The following is a 19,690-nucleotide window of genomic DNA, read 5'->3' on the forward strand; positions in this document are numbered from 1 at the left end:
CGATTGGAGACCACACCATGCCCGAGCCACGCCCGCCCTTCCCGCCGTTCACCGCTGAGACTGCAGCCCAGAAAGTGCAAGCAGCAGAGGACGCCTGGAACACCCGCGATCCCCGTCGCGTCGCGGGTGCGTACACCGACGACTCACGCTGGCGGAACCGCGATCTGTTCATCGACGGCACCGAGCAGATCGTCGAGTTCCTCACGGCGAAATGGGAGCGCGAGCTGGACTACGCCCTGCGCAAGAACCTGTGGACATTCACCGAGAACCGCATCGCGGTGCGCTTTCAATACGAGTGGCACGACGCCGATGGCCAGTGGTGGCGCAGCTACGGCAACGAGCTGTGGGAGTTCACGTCCGAAGGGTTGATGTCACGGCGCGAAGCGAGCATCAACGACGTGGCGATCACCGCCTCCGAGCGTCGCATTTTCGGGCCTCGACCGACGAAGGAGCGCGGAGTCGACTTCCCGCTGCAGTAGCGGCATCGCTCGTACCTCGATCGCCACCTGCATCCGTTGGAGTTCGCCTGCTTCGATCTACCATTCGGTTATGGGTAGGCACTCGTCGGGCGAGTCGCCTGATCTGCAGGTGAAGCTCCTCATCGAGCGCAACCCAACGGATCAAGGGCGCCCGCACGGCTGGTGCGCACGGGTCGTCGAACGGCTCGACCAGCGCGCCGACCGACCGCGGCGAATGCTCCGTGACCTGCTGCGATACCGCTGAGGTCTATAGTGTCCGAGGTGGGATACGGGTGCGTCTGCGGCGGTGACGAGCGCCGACGGCACCGGCACCTGCGCCCCTGTGCGGCGCGCACTCCCGAAATCTCGCGACCTCGACGGTCGCCGACAGCACGAACACGGACGGATGCCTGCTGATGACCGACGGACCCCTCATCGTCCAGTCCGACAAGACCCTCCTGCTGGAGGTGGACCACGAACTGGCGGACGCGGCGCGCGCGGCGATCGCACCGTTCGCGGAGCTCGAGCGCGCCCCGGAGCACGTGCACACCTACCGCGTGACGCCGCTGGCGCTGTGGAACGCGCGCGCCGCCGGGCACGACGCGGAGCAGGTCGTCGACGCCCTCGTCAGCTTCTCCCGCTATCCCGTGCCGCAGCCCCTCCTGGTGGACGTGGTCGACACCATGAGCCGGTACGGCCGGCTGCAACTGGTGAAGAGCCCGGTGCACGGCCTGACGCTGGTCTCGCTGGATCGGGCGGTCTTGGAGGAGGTGCTGCGGCACAAGAAGATCGCACCGATGGTGGGGGCCCGCATCGACGACGACACCGTCGTGGTGCACCCGTCCGAGCGCGGCCACCTCAAGCAGCTGCTGCTCAAGGTGGGCTGGCCCGCCGAGGATCTCGCCGGCTACGTGGACGGCGAATCGCACCCGATCGCGCTGGACACCGAGACCGAGCCGTGGGAGCTGCGCGACTACCAGAAGACCGCGGCGGATTCGTTCTGGCTGGGCGGCTCCGGTGTCGTCGTGCTGCCCTGCGGCGCCGGCAAGACGATGGTCGGCGCGGCCGCGATGGCGCGGGCACAGGCGACGACCCTGATCCTGGTGACGAACACGGTCGCGGGCCGGCAGTGGAAGCGGGAGCTGCTGGCGCGCACGTCGCTCACCGAGGAGGAGATCGGTGAGTACTCGGGCGAGAAGAAGGAGATCCGTCCGGTCACCATCGCCACCTACCAGGTGCTCACGCGGAAGTCGAAGGGCGAGTACAAGAACCTCGACCTGTTCGACTCGCGCGACTGGGGCCTCATGATCTACGACGAGGTGCACCTGCTGCCCGCACCCGTGTTCCGGATGACGGCCGATCTGCAGTCCCGCCGTCGCCTCGGCCTCACCGCAACACTCGTGCGCGAGGACGGCCGTGAGGGTGACGTCTTCTCACTCATCGGGCCGAAACGCTATGACGCGCCGTGGAAGGACATCGAGGCTCAGGGATGGATCGCGCCCGCCGACTGCGTCGAGGTGCGGGTCACGCTCACCGAGAACCAGCGCATGCAGTACGCGACCGCCGAGCCCGACGAGCGCTACCAGATGTGCTCCACCGCCCACACGAAGATCGCCGTGGTGAAGTCGATCCTGGAGAGGCACAAGGGCGCACCCACTCTTGTGATCGGCGCATACCTCGATCAATTGGAGGAGCTGGGCCGCGAGCTCGACGCCCCGGTCATCACCGGCTCGGTGAAGAACAAGGAGCGCGAGGCACTCTTCGACCGTTTCCGCGCGGGCGAGATCTCCACGCTGGTGGTGAGCAAGGTCGCGAACTTCTCCATCGACCTGCCGGAGGCTTCGGTGGCGGTGCAGGTCTCGGGCACGTTCGGTTCGCGGCAGGAGGAGGCGCAGCGCCTCGGCCGGCTCCTGCGCCCCAAGCACGACGGCGGCACGGCGCACTTCTACTCCGTCGTCGCGCGCGACACCCTCGACGCCGACTACGCCGCGCACCGCCAGCGCTTCCTCGCCGAGCAGGGGTACGCCTACCGCATCGTGGACGCCGACGACATCCTCGGCCCCGCCATCGGCGAGGCCGGCTGACTCACGCCGCCTGGTCCGGTGCGGTGGATCGGTGGTGGTGTCCGCTCGGTGTTCGGGTGTCGACGGTGTGCCGCCCGCTCGGATCCTCGACGACGGCGCTGCGCCAGCCCGCGGCTTCCTTGGCGTAGTTGCATGCCGCGCACAGGCCTTGCCCGTTCACGAACTCGGTCGGTCCACCGGCTGCGTGGGCGATGATGTGGTCGGTGTGCGCGATCGGTGCGTCGCAGTACGGGGTGCGGCAGTACCGGTCCCGCGCCCGGATCAGCTCGGCGAGCCCGTCGGGGAAGCACCGCGCCCGTGAGTCCATGCCGACGATCGCACCCGACTCGGGGGCGATGTAGAGGCGTTTGACCCACGCGATGCCCGCGGCGGTGGCCCGTCCGATGAGGTTGCGGGCGATCTCCGCCGGCATCGTCCCACCCCCGTCGAGGTGCGCGGTGCCGGGCCGGTCACCGAGCAGCACCGTCGCGGGAATGGTGAGATTCACCAACACGGGCTGGCCCTCGGCGGCCTCGCGGCCGATGATCCGCGCGAACGCGGTATCGGCCATGATCTGCCCCCGCGTCCGCAGGTCCCCCGCTACCCCGATCAACGTCGCGGCATGCTTACGCAACGCCGCATACACCCCGACCCCTTGAGCGACCGGCAGCAGCAACGACACCCGCGCCATGCCCTCCGGCAACGGCCGGATCGTCACCGTGCGGTCCTTCTCCGCCGCCGCGTCCCGGTCCACCGTGCCCCGCGCGTCCAGTTCGTAGGCCAGCTTCTTGACCAGGTCAGCGATTCGGCGCAACCCGCACCCGGCGAGCGTGCCCGGATCGGCACACAACAGCTCATCCGCCCGGCGCCGGTCCGAGGCATCCAGGTGGGCCAGGCCGCCGACGATCACCGGGATCGCCTCCGGAGACAGGTCACCGTCGCGTAGCCGGGTGCGGGTGTGCGGCAGGTTCTTCTCCAACTCCACCCCGCGTGCGAGCAGTCGTGCGGCGGTGTGCGGCGACATCCGCAACGCCAACCCCACCTCCGCAGCGACGCCCTGCTGCCACCGCCCCTGCGGCACCCCGGCAGCGACACGCTCGCACACCCGCTGCCGCAGCAGCTCCACAGCCAACCGGTACTGCTCGAACACCGTCCGGCACCGCTGCCGCTCCATCGAACGCAACCGCTCCACAACGCCGCCATCAGGCGGCCGATCCTCGCCCACCCCACCGTCTTCGTCCATACCCTGACGCTACGCCCACCCACCGACAAGTTTTCGAGATCGCAAGAGCACATCGAACGCGAGAATCCCGACGTCCGCCCGCGGCCGACGACCGCGCGGCCCGGACTGCGCCCATCGGCCCGGCCGGAGCGCGGCGTCCCGGCCGGAGCGCGACGTCGGGCGCCCACCCATCAGGCCGCGCGCGCCGCCCCCTTGCGCCCACCCATCAGCACCATCACACTGAGCACCGCAGGGACCGTCGACCAGAGCGCGACCGCGACGTACCCGCTCTGCGCGGGAAGGAGCGCACCGTCGGGTGTGGCGCGCGCGAGGAGGAACCCCGCGAGGGCACTGCCGATCGAAAAGCCTACGGCCCGGGCGATCTGGTTGACGGCCATCACGCTCGCGGTCTCCGACTGCGGCGTGCCGTCGAGTACGAGCCGCGGCATCACGGCAGAGGCGCCGCCGACGCCGAGCCCCAGGATCGCCAACGCCACGAGCACCGCGACCAGGCCGTCCCGGCCGATCGCGAAGACCACCGCGGCCACCACGACCAGGCCCGAGGACGCCGCGAACGCTCCGCGCGCGCCGAGTCGCGTCACCCACCGCGGGATCACCCGCCCCGCAACGAATCCGAGAACGGAGAACGGTATGAGAGCAGCCCCAGCGGCGACGCCGGGCAGCGCGAAGCCGTACGGCGCACCGGCGGGTGCCTGCACGTACCGCGTGAGATCGCTGAACAGCAGGTACATCCCGATACCGGCGACGAGCATCGCCGCGTTGGCGGCCGCCACCGAGGGGCGCGCGACCAGCCGCAGATCCACCAGGGGCGAGGAGACTCGCAGCTCGACCAGCACCCACGCCGCGAGCACGACCACGCTGCACCCGAGCACACCCGCAACCGCCACCGGCCGACTCCACAGCGCGGGTTCCGCGACGAGGAGCAGCACCCCCAGGGTGCCCGCAGCAAGCAGCACGGCCCCGGGGACGTCGATCCGTGGGCGCGGCCCGGGTTCGTCGACGGGGACCGAGCGCCACGCGACCGCGAGGGCGAGCAACGTGATGGCGAGGCCGGTCCCGTAGGCGGCCCGGAGCCCGAGGATCTGGTCGACGAGGCCGATCAGCGGGTATCCCACGCCGATGCCGACGGTGGAGGCGACGGACAGGGAGGCGATCGTGCTCGCCGCCCGGTCGGCCTGAAGGGCGCTGCGCGCCACGCTCACCAGCAGGGGTACCAGCGCGATGCCCACCCCCTGCAACGCCCGTCCGACGAGCAGGGCGCCGAACGGCAGGGGCAGCACCGTCAGCACCCCACCGGCGGCGACGACGCCGAGCGTCCCCAGGATGGCGCGGCGGCGCGCCGGCCCGGCACCGAGCCGGCCGAGCACCGGCCCGGCGATCGCACCGGTGAACAGCGTGATCGTGAGGGTCCATTGCGCTGCGCCGAGCGACACGTGCTCGGACCGCGCCACCGCGGTGATGAGCGGCGCGCCGACGCTCCCGACCACCGCCGCGCAGAGGGCGACGGTGACCAGCGCACCGGAGAGCCGCACCGTCACGGCGACGCCTCGCGGTTGGTCTCGGCGGTGATGTGCTCGAACAGCCCGGGCCGGATGAGGGTGCGGACGCCGTCGGCCCACGGCGCGTCGACGTCGGCGACGCCGAGCGCGGCCCCCGCGTTGAGCAGCATGCCGAACGCCAGGAAGGTTTTGACGGTGACCGGGTCGAGTCCGGTGCCGCCGGCCGTTGTGTCCCACAGCCGCGCGAAGCAGCCGCGCACGACGTCGCGGACCTCGGGGTCGCCGCATGCGGCGAAGCCCTGGAGCTGCAGCCGGAGCGCGGTGTCGTCGGCGAGGTTCTCGTAGTACTCGGCGCCCATGCGCGAGAGCGCCTCGATCCCGACGGTGCCGTCGGCCGCGCGCGCCATGGCCTCCACGAGCCCGCCGAAGGCGTCGGTGACGAGCGCGAGGAACAGCGCCTTCTTCGTGCCGAACATCCGGAAGACGTAGGCCTGCGTGATCCCGGCCTCCCGGGCGACCTCGTCGATGGATGCGCCGTGGAGTCCGTGTGCGCCGAACTCGCGCGCGGCGATCTCCATCACCTGCGCTCTGCGCTCGGGTCCGCTCATCCGGGTTGCCACCCGGATAGATTAGTATTTACTAACTACTGATTACAACCCCGCGGCGCCCGGGGAACCGCGTCGGGCCGGGCGCTCGCGCCGGGTGCGTCCAGCGGACGGCACGGACACCATCCACCGCGGGTCACGGGCGGGCGGGCGCGGCCGGCCACGACGCTGCCGTGCAACGTCCCGTCGGCTCCCCAGTGCAGGATGTCGTGCGTCCACGGCTCGAGCAGGATGTGGTGTCGCTCGTACATCTCGACGTGAGCACGCCGGAATTCGCCGAACCGCGCAACGAGCGCCGCCAGGTAGTCGTGGAATCGCATGGTCACCCGCCTCTTTCATCCGATCGCAGCGTCACCCACGATCCTGGGCGACGGCGACCGAGAGGTCCAGCGAGTATTTCTACCGGCACCCGGTGGCTCTACTGAACGATCTACCCTGGGGGCGTCCACCCGAGCGGGATTCCCCAGAGCGGAGAAGACACACCATGTTGTTCAACCGAACGTTCGCGAGCGCAGCCGGCATCGCCGCCCTGCTCGCCGCCGGCGCGGGATGTGCCGACGGGGCCGAGACCTCACCGGCGCCACCGTCGACCATGACCGTCACGGAATCGCCCCCGCGGCCCGCCCCGCCGACGGCGCCCCGCCCGACCGAGCCCACCGGCCCGGGTAGCGAGTACGACGTGACCTGCACCGGCGGGCCGGACGAGGGCACGATCTGCACCAACCCCAATCACGGTGCCGGCGACGATCCGTACGGCACCAGCACCCCGACCACGACGACACCCCGGTGAACGACCCGACGACCACCGTCCTGTCCATCTAGTCGCGCTGGTCCGCCGCGAGCCGGTCGATACTCAGCGCCAGTCGAAGACTCACTGCTCCTGCACCGTCCGCCCAGCCGCCACCCAGCAACTCGGTGAGTCGCCGCTGCCGTTTGATCACGGTGTTCGGATGGAGGCCGAGCCGTCGGGCGGTGGCGGCCGTGTTCATCTTCTCGTCGAAGAACACCCGCAGTGTGCGGAGCAATTCCGATGAGGTCGCGTCATCGAACTCCCGGATCGGTCCCAGCATGGAATCCAGGAACCCGTCCATCTCCGAGGATGTGACCGACTTCAGCAGCGGCACGAAAGCCGGTAGCGACGCCGCGTCCACCGCTCCGCTGCTCCGACCGATCGTCCGGAGCACCCGGGCTGCAGTCGCGGCCGCCGAGTACGCACGCGCCATGCCGCCCGACAGGACATCCTCCGCTGAAGCGGCGCACACCAATGCGTCCGTGCCGAGCGCGCGCTGGATCTCCGCACCGATGTCCGCCGCCGCTCCCGCCGGATCGTCCCCCGCGACCAGCACCGCCACCGCTCCGCCGACGACCGCCACGTAGCCGAAACCGGCGGTGACGGCGTCGCACATCCCCCGCAGGTCGACCCGCGCGGACGGCCCGATGACGCTGACCACCCATTCGGCAGTGAGGTCGAGACCTGCCCGCTCCGAGCGCACGCGGAGGTCCGCCCCCAGAACCCCGCGGTGCACGAGCAGGTCTCTGACGACGGGCAGGTCGATTCCCACCCCCGGCCTCATCAACTCCAGATCACGCGCTGCGAGAAGGGCGTACAACCCGGCGAAACGACCGACGACGGTGACGAACGCGTCGTCGATGTCGAGTGGAACGACGACGAGCAGCCCGCCCACGTACCTACCCGCCACGGCCGCCGGATGGTAGATCGCCCTCCCCTCCCGTCGTGGTACGACGATCGGTCGACCCAGCCGACGGCCCTGCGTGACGACGTCGAGGACCCACCGATCGCGCCGCGGGTCGAGCGTCGACGTCAGCGGCGAGCGCGCGACTTCGCAGTCGGCGTCATCCACCACGAGGATCTGGGTGATCGCCGGGCACGCCTCCACGACGGCATCCACGATCTCGGTCGTCCCCGCCCCCGCGAGGACACGCGCGAACAACTCGTCGTAGAGATCCTTCGTCCGCTCCGTCGGCTCGATGCTCTCGACGGACACAGCCGATTCCTTTCGCTACGGCTCGATCGGTCGCGAGCACGCCCCGAACGATAGGCGGGCTTCCGCCTCGACGCTTCCACGAAATGACGCGACTTCACGAAACCGGTTCAGGGCGTGGCCCGATACGAAGAAGGACTCTCGCCGACCCGCCGTTTGAAGGTCGTCGCGAAATGGCTCGGACTCGAGAATCCGAGCATCTCCCCGATCTCGGTGATCGACAACGTCGTCGATACCAGCAATTCCTTCGCGCGCGCGATCCGGCGGTCCAGGAGATACCGGTGCGGCGTCGTCCGGAATGCGCGAACGAACGCGCGGCGAAACGCGTCGATCGACATGTCCTCCGCCTCGGCCAGCGCTCGGAGGTCGAGATCGGGCGCACCCCCGTCGTTGAGCCGCTCGATGATCCGTCGTTGGGCGGCGACGTCCAACGACCGTACCGGTCGCGGCGGGGCCTTCCTGAGCCCGTACTGATCGAGGATGTGCAGTCGCATCACGTCGAGCAGGGACTCATGCAGGATCGTCGACACGGCATCACTTCGCCCGCAGGTGCTCGCCACCCTCTCGACGACGTGGTGCAGCAACGGATCCCGCTGCGCCACTACCGGGCGCAACTCGGTCGCCGCCGAGAGTGCCGCGGGGAGGGACACCCGGGCGAATTCGTACTCGGCGTGCTCGGCCGACATCGTGGATCTGTCGCCGGCCGGGACGACCCACACATTGCTCACGCGGGGTACGACGCACCCCGACGCCCCGCTGTCGAAGGCGAACTCCTTCGACCGCACCGTGCCCGACCGCCAGATCAGCACCTCGTGGCGCTGCCCCGAAATCGTCCACTCGGCGTTCTCCGCGAATTCCTGGCGGAAGAACCGGACGTCCATTCCACGCATCCGATGATTCTACTGTGTGGGACCCGCGGGATCGCCGCATCGTGTCCCGGACCTCACGGAGCCGGGATTCTCCGGGCCATGGCGTCCAGCAATGCAGAAACGTAGTTGGCGCCCGATCCGCACTGCACCGCGCGCAGCACATACCGCGCCTCCGAACGGACTCCAGCGGCGCAGTACCAATCCCCCTCACGCGCCACGACCGGCCGGAGGTACCACTCCCCAGCGGACTGCTGAACCCGCCACTCGTTCGCCTCGCGGTCCTCACGGACGAAGAAGTTCTGCGCGCACCGCGCGACATCATTGTTGATTCTGTCCACCACCGCCTGTGCGGCCGCTTCGTCCGCGAACCGAGCCACCCCGAGCTCGACCTGTGGCCTCTCGGCGGACCCGCTGTCGTAGCTGCGGTCGGCCGTGACCGCGGTGCCCACCACCGCTCCGCGTAACGGCTGCCAGGCCGTGCGGCACACCTCGGGGCCCCGGTACTCGTCCGGCTCCTGGCGGGGATCGTCGTCCGTCTCGGTGGCGAAGGTCGCCCTCGTGATCCTCTCGACATCCGGCTTCGGCAGCAGTGCAGCCGCGGGCTGCGCTCCGGCCTCGGTGGCAGGGTCGTCGGAGAGCACGACCCACCCGACGAACACCACGACCAGGAGCACGATCACGCCCAGCGCGCCGCAGACCGCCCAGGGCCACCTGCGGCGGGTACGTACGCGCGGCGGCCGCCCCTCAGGGGTTCCGTACACGGGTGCACTCATGACTGCCCTTCATTCCCCGCGGCGACCACTCCGTCGGACCACCGGATCTGCACCCTAACGCGGCTTCGAGGCATCGAGGAGTGTCCCGTTCCACTACCGGCGAGCGGGTACGGTGTGGGCCTCTCATACTCGCGAATTTTGCAGCAGCACAATACATCTGCGAATTCCAGAAGCGCTTCGAAATGTGGTTAGCATGAGGCGGATCCGGACGGATCCAGCACATGGAACGGAGTGACATGAGGTCTGTTTCCCGAATCGCCATCGCCACGCTCACCTCCGCGGCGACGATCGGAGTGAGCGCCTGCGGGGGCGGTGGCGACGAGGTGGCCGCGAGCAGCTCCGCAGCCGGCCCGGATACGGCCGCCTCGCTCGTCCGGTCGGCTCTCCACACGGCGAGCGCCGTCGAGTCTGTGCGATTCGTCCTGAGCACGTCCGGGCAGCTCGATCGCCAGCAGGTCGTCGCCGCGCAGGGCGATCTCATCGTGCGGCCGAAGCCGAGTGCCCAGGGCACGGCCACCGTACGCGCGAACGGAGACACGCCCGCCGCTTTCGTCCTCGTCGACGGCACCATGTACGCGGACATCGGCGGCGCCGGCTTCATCGCACACCGAGCCGGGACGTCGTTCTACGACGTGGGAGCGCTGTTCGATGCGAAGGACGGCATCCCCGACCTCCTCCGAACGCTCCGGGACCTCGCGATCGCCGGGGAGGAACTGGTCGACGGTACGCCGGCGACCAGGGTGACCGGCACCGCGAAGTCCTCCGACCTCGCGGAACTGGCGGGCATTCGGGCAGCACACGGCGCCTCCTCTCGACCGGCGCCGGTGACCGTCTGGATCCAGACGTCGGCTCCTCACAACGTCGTCCGGATCTCCGGGACACCGCAGCCGAACACCGAAGTACGAGTCGCACTGTCGAACTGGGGCGTCCGCCCCTCCATCGCCGCGCCCACGACCCGCGCGGTGCCCGCGGAACCGACGTCCACTCCGCCCGGCGTCAGCGCCAAGCCGGCGAAGTGACCCCTCAAGACGAGGACATTCCATGAAGCAACGCACCATCACTCTCGTCGTCGCAGCGGCCGCCGCGATCACCCTCTCGGCACCGGCGCCGGCCCAGGCGGCGACGCTCTGGGGCGCGATCGCGGTCGACGACGACGGCACGGCCTGGCCCACGACCAACCACCCGAGTGCAGAGGCCGCAGAAGCGGACGCGAAGGCCTACTGCGGCGGTCGCAACGGTTGCGACGTCCTCGTGACGTTCTACGACGGGTGCGGCGCAGTGGCCTGGAACGACCGGCAATGGCACGGCGGGCACGGCACGACTCTGGCCGCCGCGCAGGAATCGGCGCTCCGGCTCAACGGTGGCGGCGCCATTCAGGCGTGGGTCTGCACGGACGGCCACGGATGACAGCACCGAAGACCGGCGCCCGCGACACACGACGGACGGTGAGCCCGCGACGATGGGCCACGGTCGCCGTCGTGGCCCTCCTGTTGCTCGCCGCAGCCGTCGTCGCCGCATTCGGTCGCACGACGTCGGACGACCCGCCCTCGCCCGCCGGCTCGGTAGAGGAGACGAAACACCAGTACCTCACCGTCCCCGGTGTCGAACCGGACACGCTGAGCGGCTTCCTGTTCCGGCCGCCTGCACGCGGCGGGACCGGAACCACACCGACGATCGTTCTCATCCACGGCGGCGGCTGGCTCAAGGGCGCGACCGCCGAGTACGTGCGGCCCGCCGCCCAGGCGCTAGCGGCGCGCGGATTCGTGGTGTGGAGCCTCAACTACCGCCGTGTCGGCGACGGCGGAGGGTGGCCGACCACGTTCACCGACCTCGCCGCCGGCGTCGATCACCTCACCCGACTGCAGTCGGATGCGCCCGAGATCGATCTGACGCGCGTCACGGTCGTCGGGCACTCCGCCGGTGGCCAACTCGCGGCGTGGACGGCCGGGCGGGGCACCCTTCCCGACGGGGCCCCGGGTTCGAACCCGGCGGTTCGGCCGCACGCCGCCGTCTCCCTGGCGGGCGTCCTCGACATGCGACTGTCCCTGACCAAGAACGACCACGTCCTGCGGGTCATGGGCGGCACGCCGGAGCAGTACCCGGACCGCTACCTGCTGGTGGACCCGCTCGAGCGGATGGATCCACGAGTGCCCGTCGTGGCGATCACGGGGACGGACGACTCCGTCGTGCCACCGCGTGAGGCGGCGGAGTACGTCGAGGCGCTCCGTCGCAAGGGCGGCAGCACCGCCCTGATCGAGATCCCCCAGACCGGTCACGGAGACGTGATCGACGTCCGCAACGCGTGGTGGCCGATGATCCTCAGCGCGATCTCGACGGTCGCCGAGCACGGGCCACGCGCGGTTCCAGCCGGGTCGGGAGCGTGAGCTCGTGACGGCGCGGCGGCTCGCACTCGTTGTCGGCGCACTGCTCGTCGTCCTGACCACCACCACAGTCCTCTTCCTGATCGACCGCGCACACAGCGATACGGGCGCGGCCGCCGGCCCCACCGACGAGGAACTGGCCCGGGTCGATGCAGTGCGGGTCACGGTGCTCCTCAAACGGCTGGACACCACCTCGAGCACCGCCGTCGCCGATATCCTCGTCGAGCCGGTCGGCACTCTCGCCGATCAGCGAGGGCGATTCGCGCGCGCCACCTCCATCGAGCTGTCCACTTACCGCACCGATCCGATCATCGCGCCCGTCGGTCGAGGAGCGCCGCATCGCGGTCTCGGGAACCGCCATCGACTACCCCTTCGACCGCTATCGCGTCGCCGTCACCGCTACCGCCGCCTCGGCCGACGGCGGGGCGGTGCCCGTCGCGCTGGTCGTGGGGGATTCGGCCGACTCCTTCACGATCACGCCGGAATCCCAGGATTCCGACGGCGGCGTGCTCGAGATCGACCTCATCGCGAAACGCACCCTTCCATCCATCGTCTTCGCCGGCTTCGTGATGCTGTTGATGTACGGCATCGCGGCCGCCGCCGGCACGGCGGCGTACTACGTCCTGCACCTGCACCGCGGACTTCTGTTCCCGGCGTGCTCCATGCTCGCCGCGATGCTCTTCGCCCTACCGCCGCTACGGCATCAGGTCCCCGGCGACCCCGCGCCGCCGATGGGCTCGTTCATCGACTTCATCGCCTTCTTCCCAGCGGAGGCGGTGGTGGCCCTGTCCCTCATCTCGGCGGTCCTCGGCGGGTTCGTCGTCGAGCGGCGGGACCGCTCGGCCGAGGGCGGTGATAACCGGGAGACACACAACTGACCACGGAGAACCCCACCCCCCACGAAGGAGGAGAACGAACAATGGTGCGCAAGCACAGGACCGCGATGCTCGCGAGCATCGCCGCGCTCGCGCTGCTCGGCGCAGGGTGCTCGAACGACTCGAAACCCGCGTCGGTGACATCCTCGGCGTCGCCCAGTTCCACAACTGCGGCCCACCACCAGACGCCGGCAGCAGAACAGCCGGCCAAGCCGGTGACAGGGAACGGCGGCAACGGCGGCACCACCAAGACCGTCACGCAGAAGCCGGGCCCCGCTCGCACCGTGACCGCGAAGCCCGGCACGGCCAAACCGCAGACGCCCGGCGACGGCGGCCAGCAGGAGCCGGACTGCAACGGACCCGATCGGGGCACCATCTGCAATCCGAACCACGGTGCAGGAGACGATCCGGAGGAGAACGGAACCGCCCCGACGACGACCGCGCCGCAGGTCCGCGACGATGACCCGGGCGGAAAGCCCTGCACGACCGGCATGGGCGTGTCCGGCGTCTACGTCGCCGACGACAGCGGCGGGTGGGTCTGCCAGATCGGTTGATCCACCGCGGAATCAGGCGTCGTCGTCATCGGTGCCGACCGCGAGGGTGTGCAGGTTCAGGGCGATCCGGATCGCGAGCGATTCCGGATCGCCCTGCCACCGCGGCCCGAGGAACTCGGTCACACGACGGAGTCGCTTGATGATCGTGTTGGGGTGCAAGTCCAGCGTCCGCGCAGTGGCCGCGGTGTTCATGTTCTCCGCGAAGAAGACCTGCATCGTCCGCACCAGCTCCGACGTACTGTGCCGGTCGAACTCGATGACCGGGCCGATGGTGTCGTCGAGGAAGCGGACGACCGAGTCGACTGTCACTGACCGTAGGAGCGGCAGATGCGCCGGGAACTCATCGACGTCGAAGGCACCACTGGTACGGCCCAGCGACTGCAGCAGTTCCAACGCGGCTCCGGCCGTCCGATGCGCGTCCCCGAGTCCACCGCCCACGGGGTCGCTTACGGCGGCGGCACAGACGAGAGTCCCGACACCCGTCCGGCTCCGTACCGTCGCCGCGACCTCCGTCGCGACCCTCTTCGCACCGTCGCGCTCCGTGAGGATCACCACCGTGTGATCGACCACGAGAACGGCATCGTGCGCCGGGCCGCCCGCGCGGAGCGCACCGGCGAACTGCTCGGGATCACTCCGCAGGGGCACCGCAACGACCGCGACGACGCGATCGGCATCCAGAGCGAAGCCCCGCCGCGCGAGACGCGCTCTCGCCGCGTCGCTCACCGGACCGCGTCCGGCCACCAAGGCGCGCAACTGGACTCCGTCGATGGCCCCGTTCGGTGCATCGGGTGGCTCGAGCCGCCGCACGGCCACGAGCGCGAACAGCGTCACCAAGCGCTGCACCGCTCGGATATCGGTGTCGTCGACGGGGCGCTCGAAGACGACCACAACGGCACCGACGTAACGATCGGCGGCCCGGGCCGGCACGAAAAGCGCGAATCCCTCGCGGTGTTCGACGAGCGCAGTCCCCTCTGTCCGTCGCACGTCCGATATTCCGTCCAGGATCCACCTGTCCCGCAGCGGATCCAACTCCGAACCCTCCGGGGCCGTGGCAACCGCTCGATCAGCGGCGTCGACGCCGAGCGCCGCCACGACCCCCTCGCACGTGTCGACGATGGTGTCGACCACTTCGGCCCGCCCCGCCCCGCGCAGGATTCGCGCAAGCAGGGCGTCGTGCGCGGTGACCGAGCGCGTCAGCCGGTTCCGCGTTGCGGCGATGCCGGACACCGCAGCCTCCAGACGTGCGAGGGACTCGGCACGCTGAATGACAGGTGCTGTGGCATGCGCGATCTCCGCCAACCGCGTCGTATCGCCCTCATCGAACATGTCGGTGGCGCGACCGTTCGTGAACACCGCGCCGATCGCGACTCCTCCCACCACGAGCGGTGCGCACATCGCGGAGACCACGCCGTCCGCCCGGCATGCATCGTCGAGCAGGTCGTCGTGTTCGAAGGATCTGTCGGCCGCGTAGTCGCCGGTGCGAACCGGAAGGAGTTGCTCGGCGGCCCTCCCCCACAGGCCGTGGCCGCGCGGGGCCCTCCCGAACCGGAATTCGGGCGAGATCAGGCCGGTCGACGCGGCGACGGCCAGATCGCCGGTCTCGACGGACGCCAGAGCCACGAAGACGATCTCGGCGCGGGGAACCGCTCGGGCGGCCGCCTTGACGAGGGCTCGGCAGGCTTCTTCGACGCCGTTCGCGGTGCTCACCTCGCGCACTGCGTCGACGACCGCGCCGAGCTCCGCGATGCGTCGCGCGGCGCCGTCCACCTGCCGGCCCACCACTCATCTCCTCCCGTCGACGGCGGACAGCGGTGCCCGCGAGAGCGCACCGAGGACCGCGGGGTCCTGGAGCTCGAGCCATGCGACGAGGTCGACGTGCGTGATGCACAGGGTCTCGGCACGACCGCAGACGTCCGCCATGAAATCAGCGGTCGCCGGATTGAAGGCGTTGCCGTTCCACTCGTTGAAATGGTTCGCGATCACGAGGGGCGCACGATTTCCCGCGTAGGCCCGATCGTACATGTAATGGTAGGTCTCCTTGACGATGCGCCGCAGCCGAATCGCGTCGCCCGGAATGTTCTTCGCACCATTGACCGAGACCCAGAAATTGAAGTCGAGCGCCGTCTGTGCACGCTTCAAGGGCGGCGAGTATGCGTACGGGATCGCGAATTCCCAGATCCCTCGGACCTTCTTCGGCCATGCCAGCCCCGTGACCTCCGCCGGCTGCGAGGAATCCCAGGTCATTCCGTGCGCCATCAGGGCGGGGAACAGCGTGCCGGGAGCCCCCTCGAGACACTGCGTCCGGCCGCCCTTCACGACAGTGCGGGGAAACGCGAGATCCGGGCCGTGGAGAATTCCGGTGTTGCGCCTCCAGTTCTGCATCAATGCGAAGAACTGATCCAGTTCGTGATTCCAATCCCGGGTGGACCATCGTTCTCCCGGATACCGATCACCACGACAGAAATGCCCCACGTAATGCGTACCGAGCTCGTGGCCGCCGAACCACGTTCGATTGAGATAGTGGATTTGCTGAACCACCTCGGCCTTCGTGCCCCCGAAACCGATCGCCGCCTCCCCGGGGCGGTGCCCTGGGCCCCGGTACTGCCGCCGAGCATCGTCGGTGAGGAAGTAGAGGCCTGTCATCAGCGCGGTGAACCGTGCATTGCTCCGCTCCGCGGTGCGAAGGAAGAGATCCCAGTTGGGACTGACACCCACCCCGTCGAAGGAGAACAGGACGAACTGGGGCGGGCGCTCACCCGGTGCGAGGCGCCGCATCGGAAGGTTGCTCGCCGGCCGCACCGGTGCCGGACCGGACGGCATCGACGCCCCGATCGATACCGACGGCTCAGGAGACGCGATGCCGGGCACCGCACATCCCGAGTTCGCCATCACGATCAGTAGCGCGCCGACGCACAGCCTCAGGACACGTCCGCGCCCCCACTCCACAGGCCCCCCAATCCCGAAACGTCGACCACGGGCCGGGTCCTCCCCCCATCCCGCCAGGTGCAGCCTATTCCCAGAATTCACTTCAGCGCATCGTCAGAATCCAACACCGCAGGACCGGTCCGGTAGTTGCTACCACCACTCACGGCGTCGAATCATCTTCGAACGCAAAGATGTTCGCCGCGCATAGGTTCGGCGACTCTTCTTCGCGCCTCAGGCGAGGGCGGCCTCCGCGATCGCGGCGTCCTGCTCGGGGGCTCCGCCCGAGACGCCCAGCCCGCCGAGCAACTGTCCGTCGGTGCCGAACAGTGGCACGCCGCCGCCCACGAGGAGCAGGCCGCCGGCGTGGATGTGGTCGAAGTGCAGGGCGGGCTGCCCGATCTGGAGCGGAGCGGCGAGCCCCGCGGTCGGGGCCTGGAACATCACAGAGGTCCGCGCCTTGGCGATGGCGAGCTCGTTCGACGCGAGCCACGCACCGTCAGTGCGGGCGAAGGCCACGAGGTTCGCGCCCCTGTCGAGTACCGCGAAGACCGCCTTGACGCCCGCCTCCCGGGCGGCGCGGTCGGCGGTGGCGATGAGTTCCTGTGCGCGCGTGAGCGTGATGTCAGACATTCTGCGTCCATTCCTTCTCCTGCCACTGCTTCGCGGCGTCGATGGTCGCGAGCGGACGCATGGTGCGGTAGAGATGCTCGTCGGCGGGAATGATCTCGACCATCGCATCGACCATCTCCTGCGGGTCGGCCTGGTCGGCGAGGCTGTCGCCGAAGTCCGGCATCGGTACCACCGCGGCACCGGCGTCGTACCACTGCACGTGGCTCTCCGCACCCGTGTCGTTGAACCCGGTACCGAAGACGCCGGGGTTCACAGTGGCCACCTGCACGCCGTACGGCTCGAGTTCCGCCTTCATCGAACCGGCGATCGCCTCGATCGCGTGCTTCGTCGCGCAGTACGCGCCCACGAAGGGCACCACCAGGATTCCGCCCATCGAGGAGGTCCACACCACCTTGCCCGATTTCCGTGCGACCATCTTCGGCACGATTCCCTGCACCAGCGCCACGTGCCCGAAGACGTTGATCTCGAACGACTCCCGCATCCGCTGAAGCGGCACGTCCACGATCGACCCGCTCTCCATCACGCCGGCGTTGAGCACCAGCACATCGGGGTCGAACGACGCGGCGTGCCGGATATCGATCTCGTCGCGCAGATCGAGCTTGATCACCTCGAACCGCACACCGGCCTCCGCCGCCTCCGCGCGCAGGCTCCGCACCTGTGGCCAGGTCTCCGCCGTCGCTACCACCTCATGCCCCCGCCGGGCGAGTTCGATGGCTGCGCCGGCACCGAAACCCGAACTGGCCCCGGTGATCAGAATCTTCTTCGGCATCGCGCCTCCTTAGTTCCGCCCGCGCACCGCGAGCGCCGACTCCGAGCCTGCAACACGTCACACCGTTTGTCAATAACTAGTTAGTTACCTTCTATGTGCGTGGACGGTATCCTCCTCCTGTGCCACCCGACGCCACGGAGACGAAGCGGCGAATACTCGACGCCGCGCGCCGGGAGTTCGCCGAATTCGGGCTCGCCGGGGCGCGGATCGACCGCATTGCCGAGCACGCGTCGGCCAACAAGCGCTCGATTTACGTGCACTTCGGCCCCAAGGAGGACCTGTTCGACCTGATCGTCGTCGACGCCCTCCGCACGATGGCCGACGCGGTCCGGTTCGATGCCGACGACCTGCCGGGCTACGCGGGCCGGCTCTACGATTACCTACTCGCCGAGCCCAGTACGCTACGGCTCTCGACGTGGGCGAACCTGGAACGGCCGACGAGCACCGACGACGAGGGCACCACCTACCGTGAGAAGGTCGATGCCCTGCGTCCGGCCTACGGCGATGCCGCCGTCGACGCGCTCGTGCTCACATTGGGCCTGGTCACGGCCTGGTTCTCCGCCTCCCCCGCGTTGACCTCGCTCTCCGTCACGAGCGACCCCACCAACGGCGCCGCCGCTCGACGGGCCGTCGTCGTCGCGACGACGGCCGCCGCGGTGGCCGCGATCCCGACCTCCGGCGCGGGGTCGTGATACCGAACTAGACCGAGCGGAGCGCCGACGCCGCGGCGTGCCATCCGACCATGCCGTGCACGCCGGGCGCACCGGCGGCGGAGGAGCAGAGGAAGACGCGGTCCGTGAGGCGATAGGGATCCACCAGCTTCGGCCGGCGCACCAACTGCGCGGGCAGAGCGGCGCCTGCCGCGATGTCGCCGCCGACGAGGTTGGCGTTCCCCGCCTGCAGGGACGCGGGCCCGACGGACCGCGTCAGGGCGATCCGCTCCCGCACGCCCGGCGCGTGTCGCTCGACCTCCGCGACGATCGACTCGGTGAGATCGCCGGGGAAACCGTTGGGGCAGTGCGCGTACATCGACACCGGCGCAAGCGAACCGGCGCAGCGCGACGGGTCGGCGAGGTACTGCTGCGACAGGATGATCACGGGCCGCTCCGGCATCCGGCCGCGGTTCACCATCAGCTCCTTGCGGGCGATCTCCCGCGCCGTGCCGCCCAGGTGGACGAAGGCGGACCGTCTGAGGGCCTCGTGCACCCACGGGATTCCGCCGTCGACCACCAGATCCACCTTGAACGCCGCCGGCCCGAACCGCCACTGCCGGGCGCGCCGTCGCAACCACCGCGGCGCACGGTCGCCGAGCAGGTCCCGCGCCGCGGGCAGGCCGGTGTCGAGCACCACGAGGTCCGCGTCGGGCAGCGTCGTCACCCGCTCCCCCGTCCGGATGCTGGCGCCGTGCGCCAGCGCGATCGCGGCGAGCGCGTCCGAGATGCGCTGCGAGCCGCCGAGGGGAACGGGCCACGGCCGCACGCCCGCGAGCAGATACCCGATCGACGACGTCATCGGCAGGTGCTGCGGGGTGATGGAATGCGCTGCCACCCCGGCGAAGACGGCGCCGCCCGTGCGTCCGAGCGCGGCGGCGGTCGCCGACGCCGGGAGCAGGAACCGCGGGCCCCACCGCGTCGCGACGACGGGGTGCCGCGGCACGTCCGTGAGGGGCCCGAAGAAGACCGGCATGGCCTCCGGCCCGCAGTCCGGCACGTCCGCAAGGGTGCCGACGGCGTCCGCCGGCTCCGGGGACAACGGGTGCGCCACGTCGATCTCCGCCGTGCCCCATTCGATCTCGACCCCCACCTCGCGGAGGGCGGGCGAGGCGTACGCGAGGGGGTGTCCCGTCGAGAACCGGTCGACGACGGTGCCGCGCAGCCGGTCGGAACGGCACGCCCCGCCCACGGTGGCCTCGGCCTCGAGCACCGTCACATCCAGTCCCTCGCGGGCCAGGCGCGCGGCTGCGGTGAGCCCGTTGGGGCCGGATCCGACGACGACGGCGGAGGTCATGCCCCCACGGTAGCCGTGCGGGCCACTAGGCTGCGG

21 protein-coding genes and 1 pseudogene are annotated in these 19,690 nt (G+C 69.9%); 10 read left to right on the forward strand and 12 right to left on the reverse strand.

Annotated features, from left to right (window positions below):
• The first annotated feature begins 17 nt into the window (after positions 1-17).
• Together ELY19_RS03795 and ELY19_RS03800 are read left to right on the forward strand one after the other, a co-directional pair.
• The gene (locus ELY19_RS03795; protein ID WP_126195016.1) at positions 18-479 is read left to right on the forward strand and encodes a nuclear transport factor 2 family protein; all 462 of its coding nucleotides are present in this window, start codon (positions 18-20) and stop codon (positions 477-479) included.
• Between the two features lie 395 nt (positions 480-874).
• A complete protein-coding gene (locus ELY19_RS03800) occupies positions 875-2,542 on the forward strand; it encodes a DNA repair helicase XPB (RefSeq protein ID WP_126195017.1) in 1,668 nt (555 codons plus the stop codon).
• Between the two features lies 1 nt (position 2,543).
• On the opposite strand, the gene ELY19_RS03805 is transcribed toward ELY19_RS03800, so the two are convergent.
• The 4 genes from ELY19_RS03805 to ELY19_RS03820 all read right to left on the reverse strand — a co-directional run bounded on the left by ELY19_RS03805 (position 2,544) and on the right by ELY19_RS03820 (position 6,188).
• Positions 2,544-3,764 carry an HNH endonuclease gene (locus tag ELY19_RS03805; protein ID WP_126195018.1) on the reverse strand — a complete coding sequence of 407 codons (1,221 nt, stop codon included), beginning with the start codon at positions 3,762-3,764 and terminating at the stop codon, positions 2,544-2,546.
• A gap of 170 nt (positions 3,765-3,934) precedes the next feature.
• On the reverse strand, positions 3,935-5,302 hold the full coding sequence (locus tag ELY19_RS03810; protein WP_126195019.1) for an MFS transporter: 1,368 nt from the start codon (positions 5,300-5,302) through the stop codon (positions 3,935-3,937).
• Positions 5,299-5,883: a TetR/AcrR family transcriptional regulator gene (locus tag ELY19_RS03815; RefSeq protein ID WP_227967170.1), complete on the reverse strand. Its 585-nt coding sequence runs from the start codon at positions 5,881-5,883 to the stop codon at positions 5,299-5,301. The genes ELY19_RS03810 and ELY19_RS03815 overlap by 4 nt, the downstream gene beginning before the upstream one ends.
• Positions 5,884-5,906: 23 nt before the next feature.
• On the reverse strand, positions 5,907-6,188 hold the full coding sequence (locus ELY19_RS03820; RefSeq protein ID WP_126195020.1) for a hypothetical protein: 282 nt from the start codon (positions 6,186-6,188) through the stop codon (positions 5,907-5,909).
• A gap of 164 nt (positions 6,189-6,352) precedes the next feature.
• Here ELY19_RS03820 and ELY19_RS03825 point away from each other — a divergent pair, with 164 nt between their 5' ends.
• Complete coding sequence (locus ELY19_RS03825; protein WP_126195021.1) at positions 6,353-6,658, forward strand: hypothetical protein; 306 nt, start codon at positions 6,353-6,355, stop codon at positions 6,656-6,658.
• A gap of 28 nt (positions 6,659-6,686) precedes the next feature.
• Here the strand turns inward: ELY19_RS03825 and ELY19_RS03830 are convergent, their stop codons facing one another.
• From ELY19_RS03830 to ELY19_RS03840, 3 genes are all read right to left on the reverse strand, one after another.
• Positions 6,687-7,874 (reverse strand): PucR family transcriptional regulator, encoded by a 1,188-nt coding sequence (locus tag ELY19_RS03830; protein WP_126195022.1) that lies wholly within the window; start codon positions 7,872-7,874, stop codon positions 6,687-6,689.
• A gap of 107 nt (positions 7,875-7,981) precedes the next feature.
• A complete protein-coding gene (locus ELY19_RS03835) occupies positions 7,982-8,752 on the reverse strand; it encodes a helix-turn-helix transcriptional regulator (RefSeq protein ID WP_164711504.1) in 771 nt (256 codons plus the stop codon).
• Between the two features lie 62 nt (positions 8,753-8,814).
• Complete coding sequence (locus ELY19_RS03840; RefSeq protein ID WP_126195024.1) at positions 8,815-9,513, reverse strand: sensor domain-containing protein; 699 nt, start codon at positions 9,511-9,513, stop codon at positions 8,815-8,817.
• A 221-nt stretch (positions 9,514-9,734) separates the two neighbouring features.
• Here ELY19_RS03840 and ELY19_RS03845 point away from each other — a divergent pair, with 221 nt between their 5' ends.
• From ELY19_RS03845 to ELY19_RS03865, 6 genes and pseudogenes are all read left to right on the forward strand, one after another.
• Complete coding sequence (locus ELY19_RS03845; protein WP_126195025.1) at positions 9,735-10,532, forward strand: LppX_LprAFG lipoprotein; 798 nt, start codon at positions 9,735-9,737, stop codon at positions 10,530-10,532.
• A gap of 22 nt (positions 10,533-10,554) precedes the next feature.
• Positions 10,555-10,920 carry a DUF4189 domain-containing protein gene (locus ELY19_RS03850; RefSeq protein ID WP_126195026.1) on the forward strand — a complete coding sequence of 122 codons (366 nt, stop codon included), beginning with the start codon at positions 10,555-10,557 and terminating at the stop codon, positions 10,918-10,920.
• The gene (locus ELY19_RS03855) at positions 10,917-11,897 is read left to right on the forward strand and encodes an alpha/beta hydrolase family protein (protein WP_164711505.1); all 981 of its coding nucleotides are present in this window, start codon (positions 10,917-10,919) and stop codon (positions 11,895-11,897) included. The genes ELY19_RS03850 and ELY19_RS03855 overlap by 4 nt, the downstream gene beginning before the upstream one ends.
• Positions 11,898-11,901: 4 nt before the next feature.
• Positions 11,902-12,144 (forward strand): annotated as a pseudogene (locus ELY19_RS24170) (hypothetical protein); the annotation flags it as partial.
• On the forward strand, positions 12,044-12,772 hold the full coding sequence (locus ELY19_RS03860; RefSeq protein ID WP_126195028.1) for a DUF8686 domain-containing protein: 729 nt from the start codon (positions 12,044-12,046) through the stop codon (positions 12,770-12,772). The pseudogene ELY19_RS24170 and the gene ELY19_RS03860, both read left to right, overlap by 101 nt.
• A 41-nt stretch (positions 12,773-12,813) precedes the next feature.
• On the forward strand, positions 12,814-13,323 hold the full coding sequence (locus ELY19_RS03865; RefSeq protein ID WP_126195029.1) for a hypothetical protein: 510 nt from the start codon (positions 12,814-12,816) through the stop codon (positions 13,321-13,323).
• Positions 13,324-13,335: 12 nt separating this feature from the next.
• On the opposite strand, the gene ELY19_RS03870 is transcribed toward ELY19_RS03865, so the two are convergent.
• The 4 genes from ELY19_RS03870 to ELY19_RS03885 all read right to left on the reverse strand — a co-directional run bounded on the left by ELY19_RS03870 (position 13,336) and on the right by ELY19_RS03885 (position 17,647).
• The gene (locus ELY19_RS03870; RefSeq protein ID WP_164711506.1) at positions 13,336-15,102 is read right to left on the reverse strand and encodes a helix-turn-helix domain-containing protein; all 1,767 of its coding nucleotides are present in this window, start codon (positions 15,100-15,102) and stop codon (positions 13,336-13,338) included.
• Between the two features lie 3 nt (positions 15,103-15,105).
• Positions 15,106-16,191, reverse strand: coding sequence for a polysaccharide deacetylase family protein (locus tag ELY19_RS03875; RefSeq protein ID WP_227967173.1), 1,086 nt, complete (start codon positions 16,189-16,191; stop codon positions 15,106-15,108).
• Between the two features lie 288 nt (positions 16,192-16,479).
• Positions 16,480-16,878 carry a GlcG/HbpS family heme-binding protein gene (locus ELY19_RS03880; protein WP_126195032.1) on the reverse strand — a complete coding sequence of 133 codons (399 nt, stop codon included), beginning with the start codon at positions 16,876-16,878 and terminating at the stop codon, positions 16,480-16,482.
• Entirely contained in the window at positions 16,871-17,647 is a 777-nt protein-coding gene (locus tag ELY19_RS03885; protein ID WP_126195033.1) for an SDR family oxidoreductase, read from the reverse strand. The genes ELY19_RS03880 and ELY19_RS03885 overlap by 8 nt, the downstream gene beginning before the upstream one ends.
• A 119-nt stretch (positions 17,648-17,766) precedes the next feature.
• Here ELY19_RS03885 and ELY19_RS03890 point away from each other — a divergent pair, with 119 nt between their 5' ends.
• Positions 17,767-18,339 carry a TetR/AcrR family transcriptional regulator gene (locus ELY19_RS03890; RefSeq protein ID WP_126195034.1) on the forward strand — a complete coding sequence of 191 codons (573 nt, stop codon included), beginning with the start codon at positions 17,767-17,769 and terminating at the stop codon, positions 18,337-18,339.
• 7 nt (positions 18,340-18,346) lie between these two features.
• On the opposite strand, the gene ELY19_RS03895 is transcribed toward ELY19_RS03890, so the two are convergent.
• Positions 18,347-19,654, reverse strand: coding sequence for a phytoene desaturase family protein (locus ELY19_RS03895; RefSeq protein ID WP_126195035.1), 1,308 nt, complete (start codon positions 19,652-19,654; stop codon positions 18,347-18,349).
• Between the last annotated feature and the right edge of the window lie 36 nt (positions 19,655-19,690).

It is taken from the genome of Tsukamurella paurometabola, assembly GCF_900631615.1.
Lineage (GTDB): Bacteria > Actinomycetota > Actinomycetes > Mycobacteriales > Mycobacteriaceae > Tsukamurella > Tsukamurella paurometabola_A.

Coding starts and splice junctions, on each gene's coding strand:
- ELY19_RS03880 (WP_126195032.1), bottom strand. CDS start 16,878: ATGTCTGACATCACGCTCACGCGCGCACAGGAACTCATCGCCACCGCC.
- ELY19_RS03885 (WP_126195033.1), bottom strand. CDS start 17,647: ATGCCGAAGAAGATTCTGATCACCGGGGCCAGTTCGGGTTTCGGTGCC.
- ELY19_RS03795 (WP_126195016.1), top strand. CDS start 18: ATGCCCGAGCCACGCCCGCCCTTCCCGCCGTTCACCGCTGAGACTGCA.
- ELY19_RS03860 (WP_126195028.1), top strand. CDS start 12,044: ATGCAGTGCGGGTCACGGTGCTCCTCAAACGGCTGGACACCACCTCGA.
- ELY19_RS03895 (WP_126195035.1), bottom strand. CDS start 19,654: ATGACCTCCGCCGTCGTCGTCGGATCCGGCCCCAACGGGCTCACCGCA.
- ELY19_RS03800 (WP_126195017.1), top strand. CDS start 875: ATGACCGACGGACCCCTCATCGTCCAGTCCGACAAGACCCTCCTGCTG.
- ELY19_RS03865 (WP_126195029.1), top strand. CDS start 12,814: ATGGTGCGCAAGCACAGGACCGCGATGCTCGCGAGCATCGCCGCGCTC.
- ELY19_RS03840 (WP_126195024.1), bottom strand. CDS start 9,513: ATGAGTGCACCCGTGTACGGAACCCCTGAGGGGCGGCCGCCGCGCGTA.
- ELY19_RS03835 (WP_164711504.1), bottom strand. CDS start 8,752: ATGGACGTCCGGTTCTTCCGCCAGGAATTCGCGGAGAACGCCGAGTGG.
- ELY19_RS03805 (WP_126195018.1), bottom strand. CDS start 3,764: ATGGACGAAGACGGTGGGGTGGGCGAGGATCGGCCGCCTGATGGCGGC.
- ELY19_RS03850 (WP_126195026.1), top strand. CDS start 10,555: ATGAAGCAACGCACCATCACTCTCGTCGTCGCAGCGGCCGCCGCGATC.
- ELY19_RS03855 (WP_164711505.1), top strand. CDS start 10,917: ATGACAGCACCGAAGACCGGCGCCCGCGACACACGACGGACGGTGAGC.
- ELY19_RS03820 (WP_126195020.1), bottom strand. CDS start 6,188: ATGCGATTCCACGACTACCTGGCGGCGCTCGTTGCGCGGTTCGGCGAA.
- ELY19_RS03825 (WP_126195021.1), top strand. CDS start 6,353: ATGTTGTTCAACCGAACGTTCGCGAGCGCAGCCGGCATCGCCGCCCTG.
- ELY19_RS03845 (WP_126195025.1), top strand. CDS start 9,735: ATGGAACGGAGTGACATGAGGTCTGTTTCCCGAATCGCCATCGCCACG.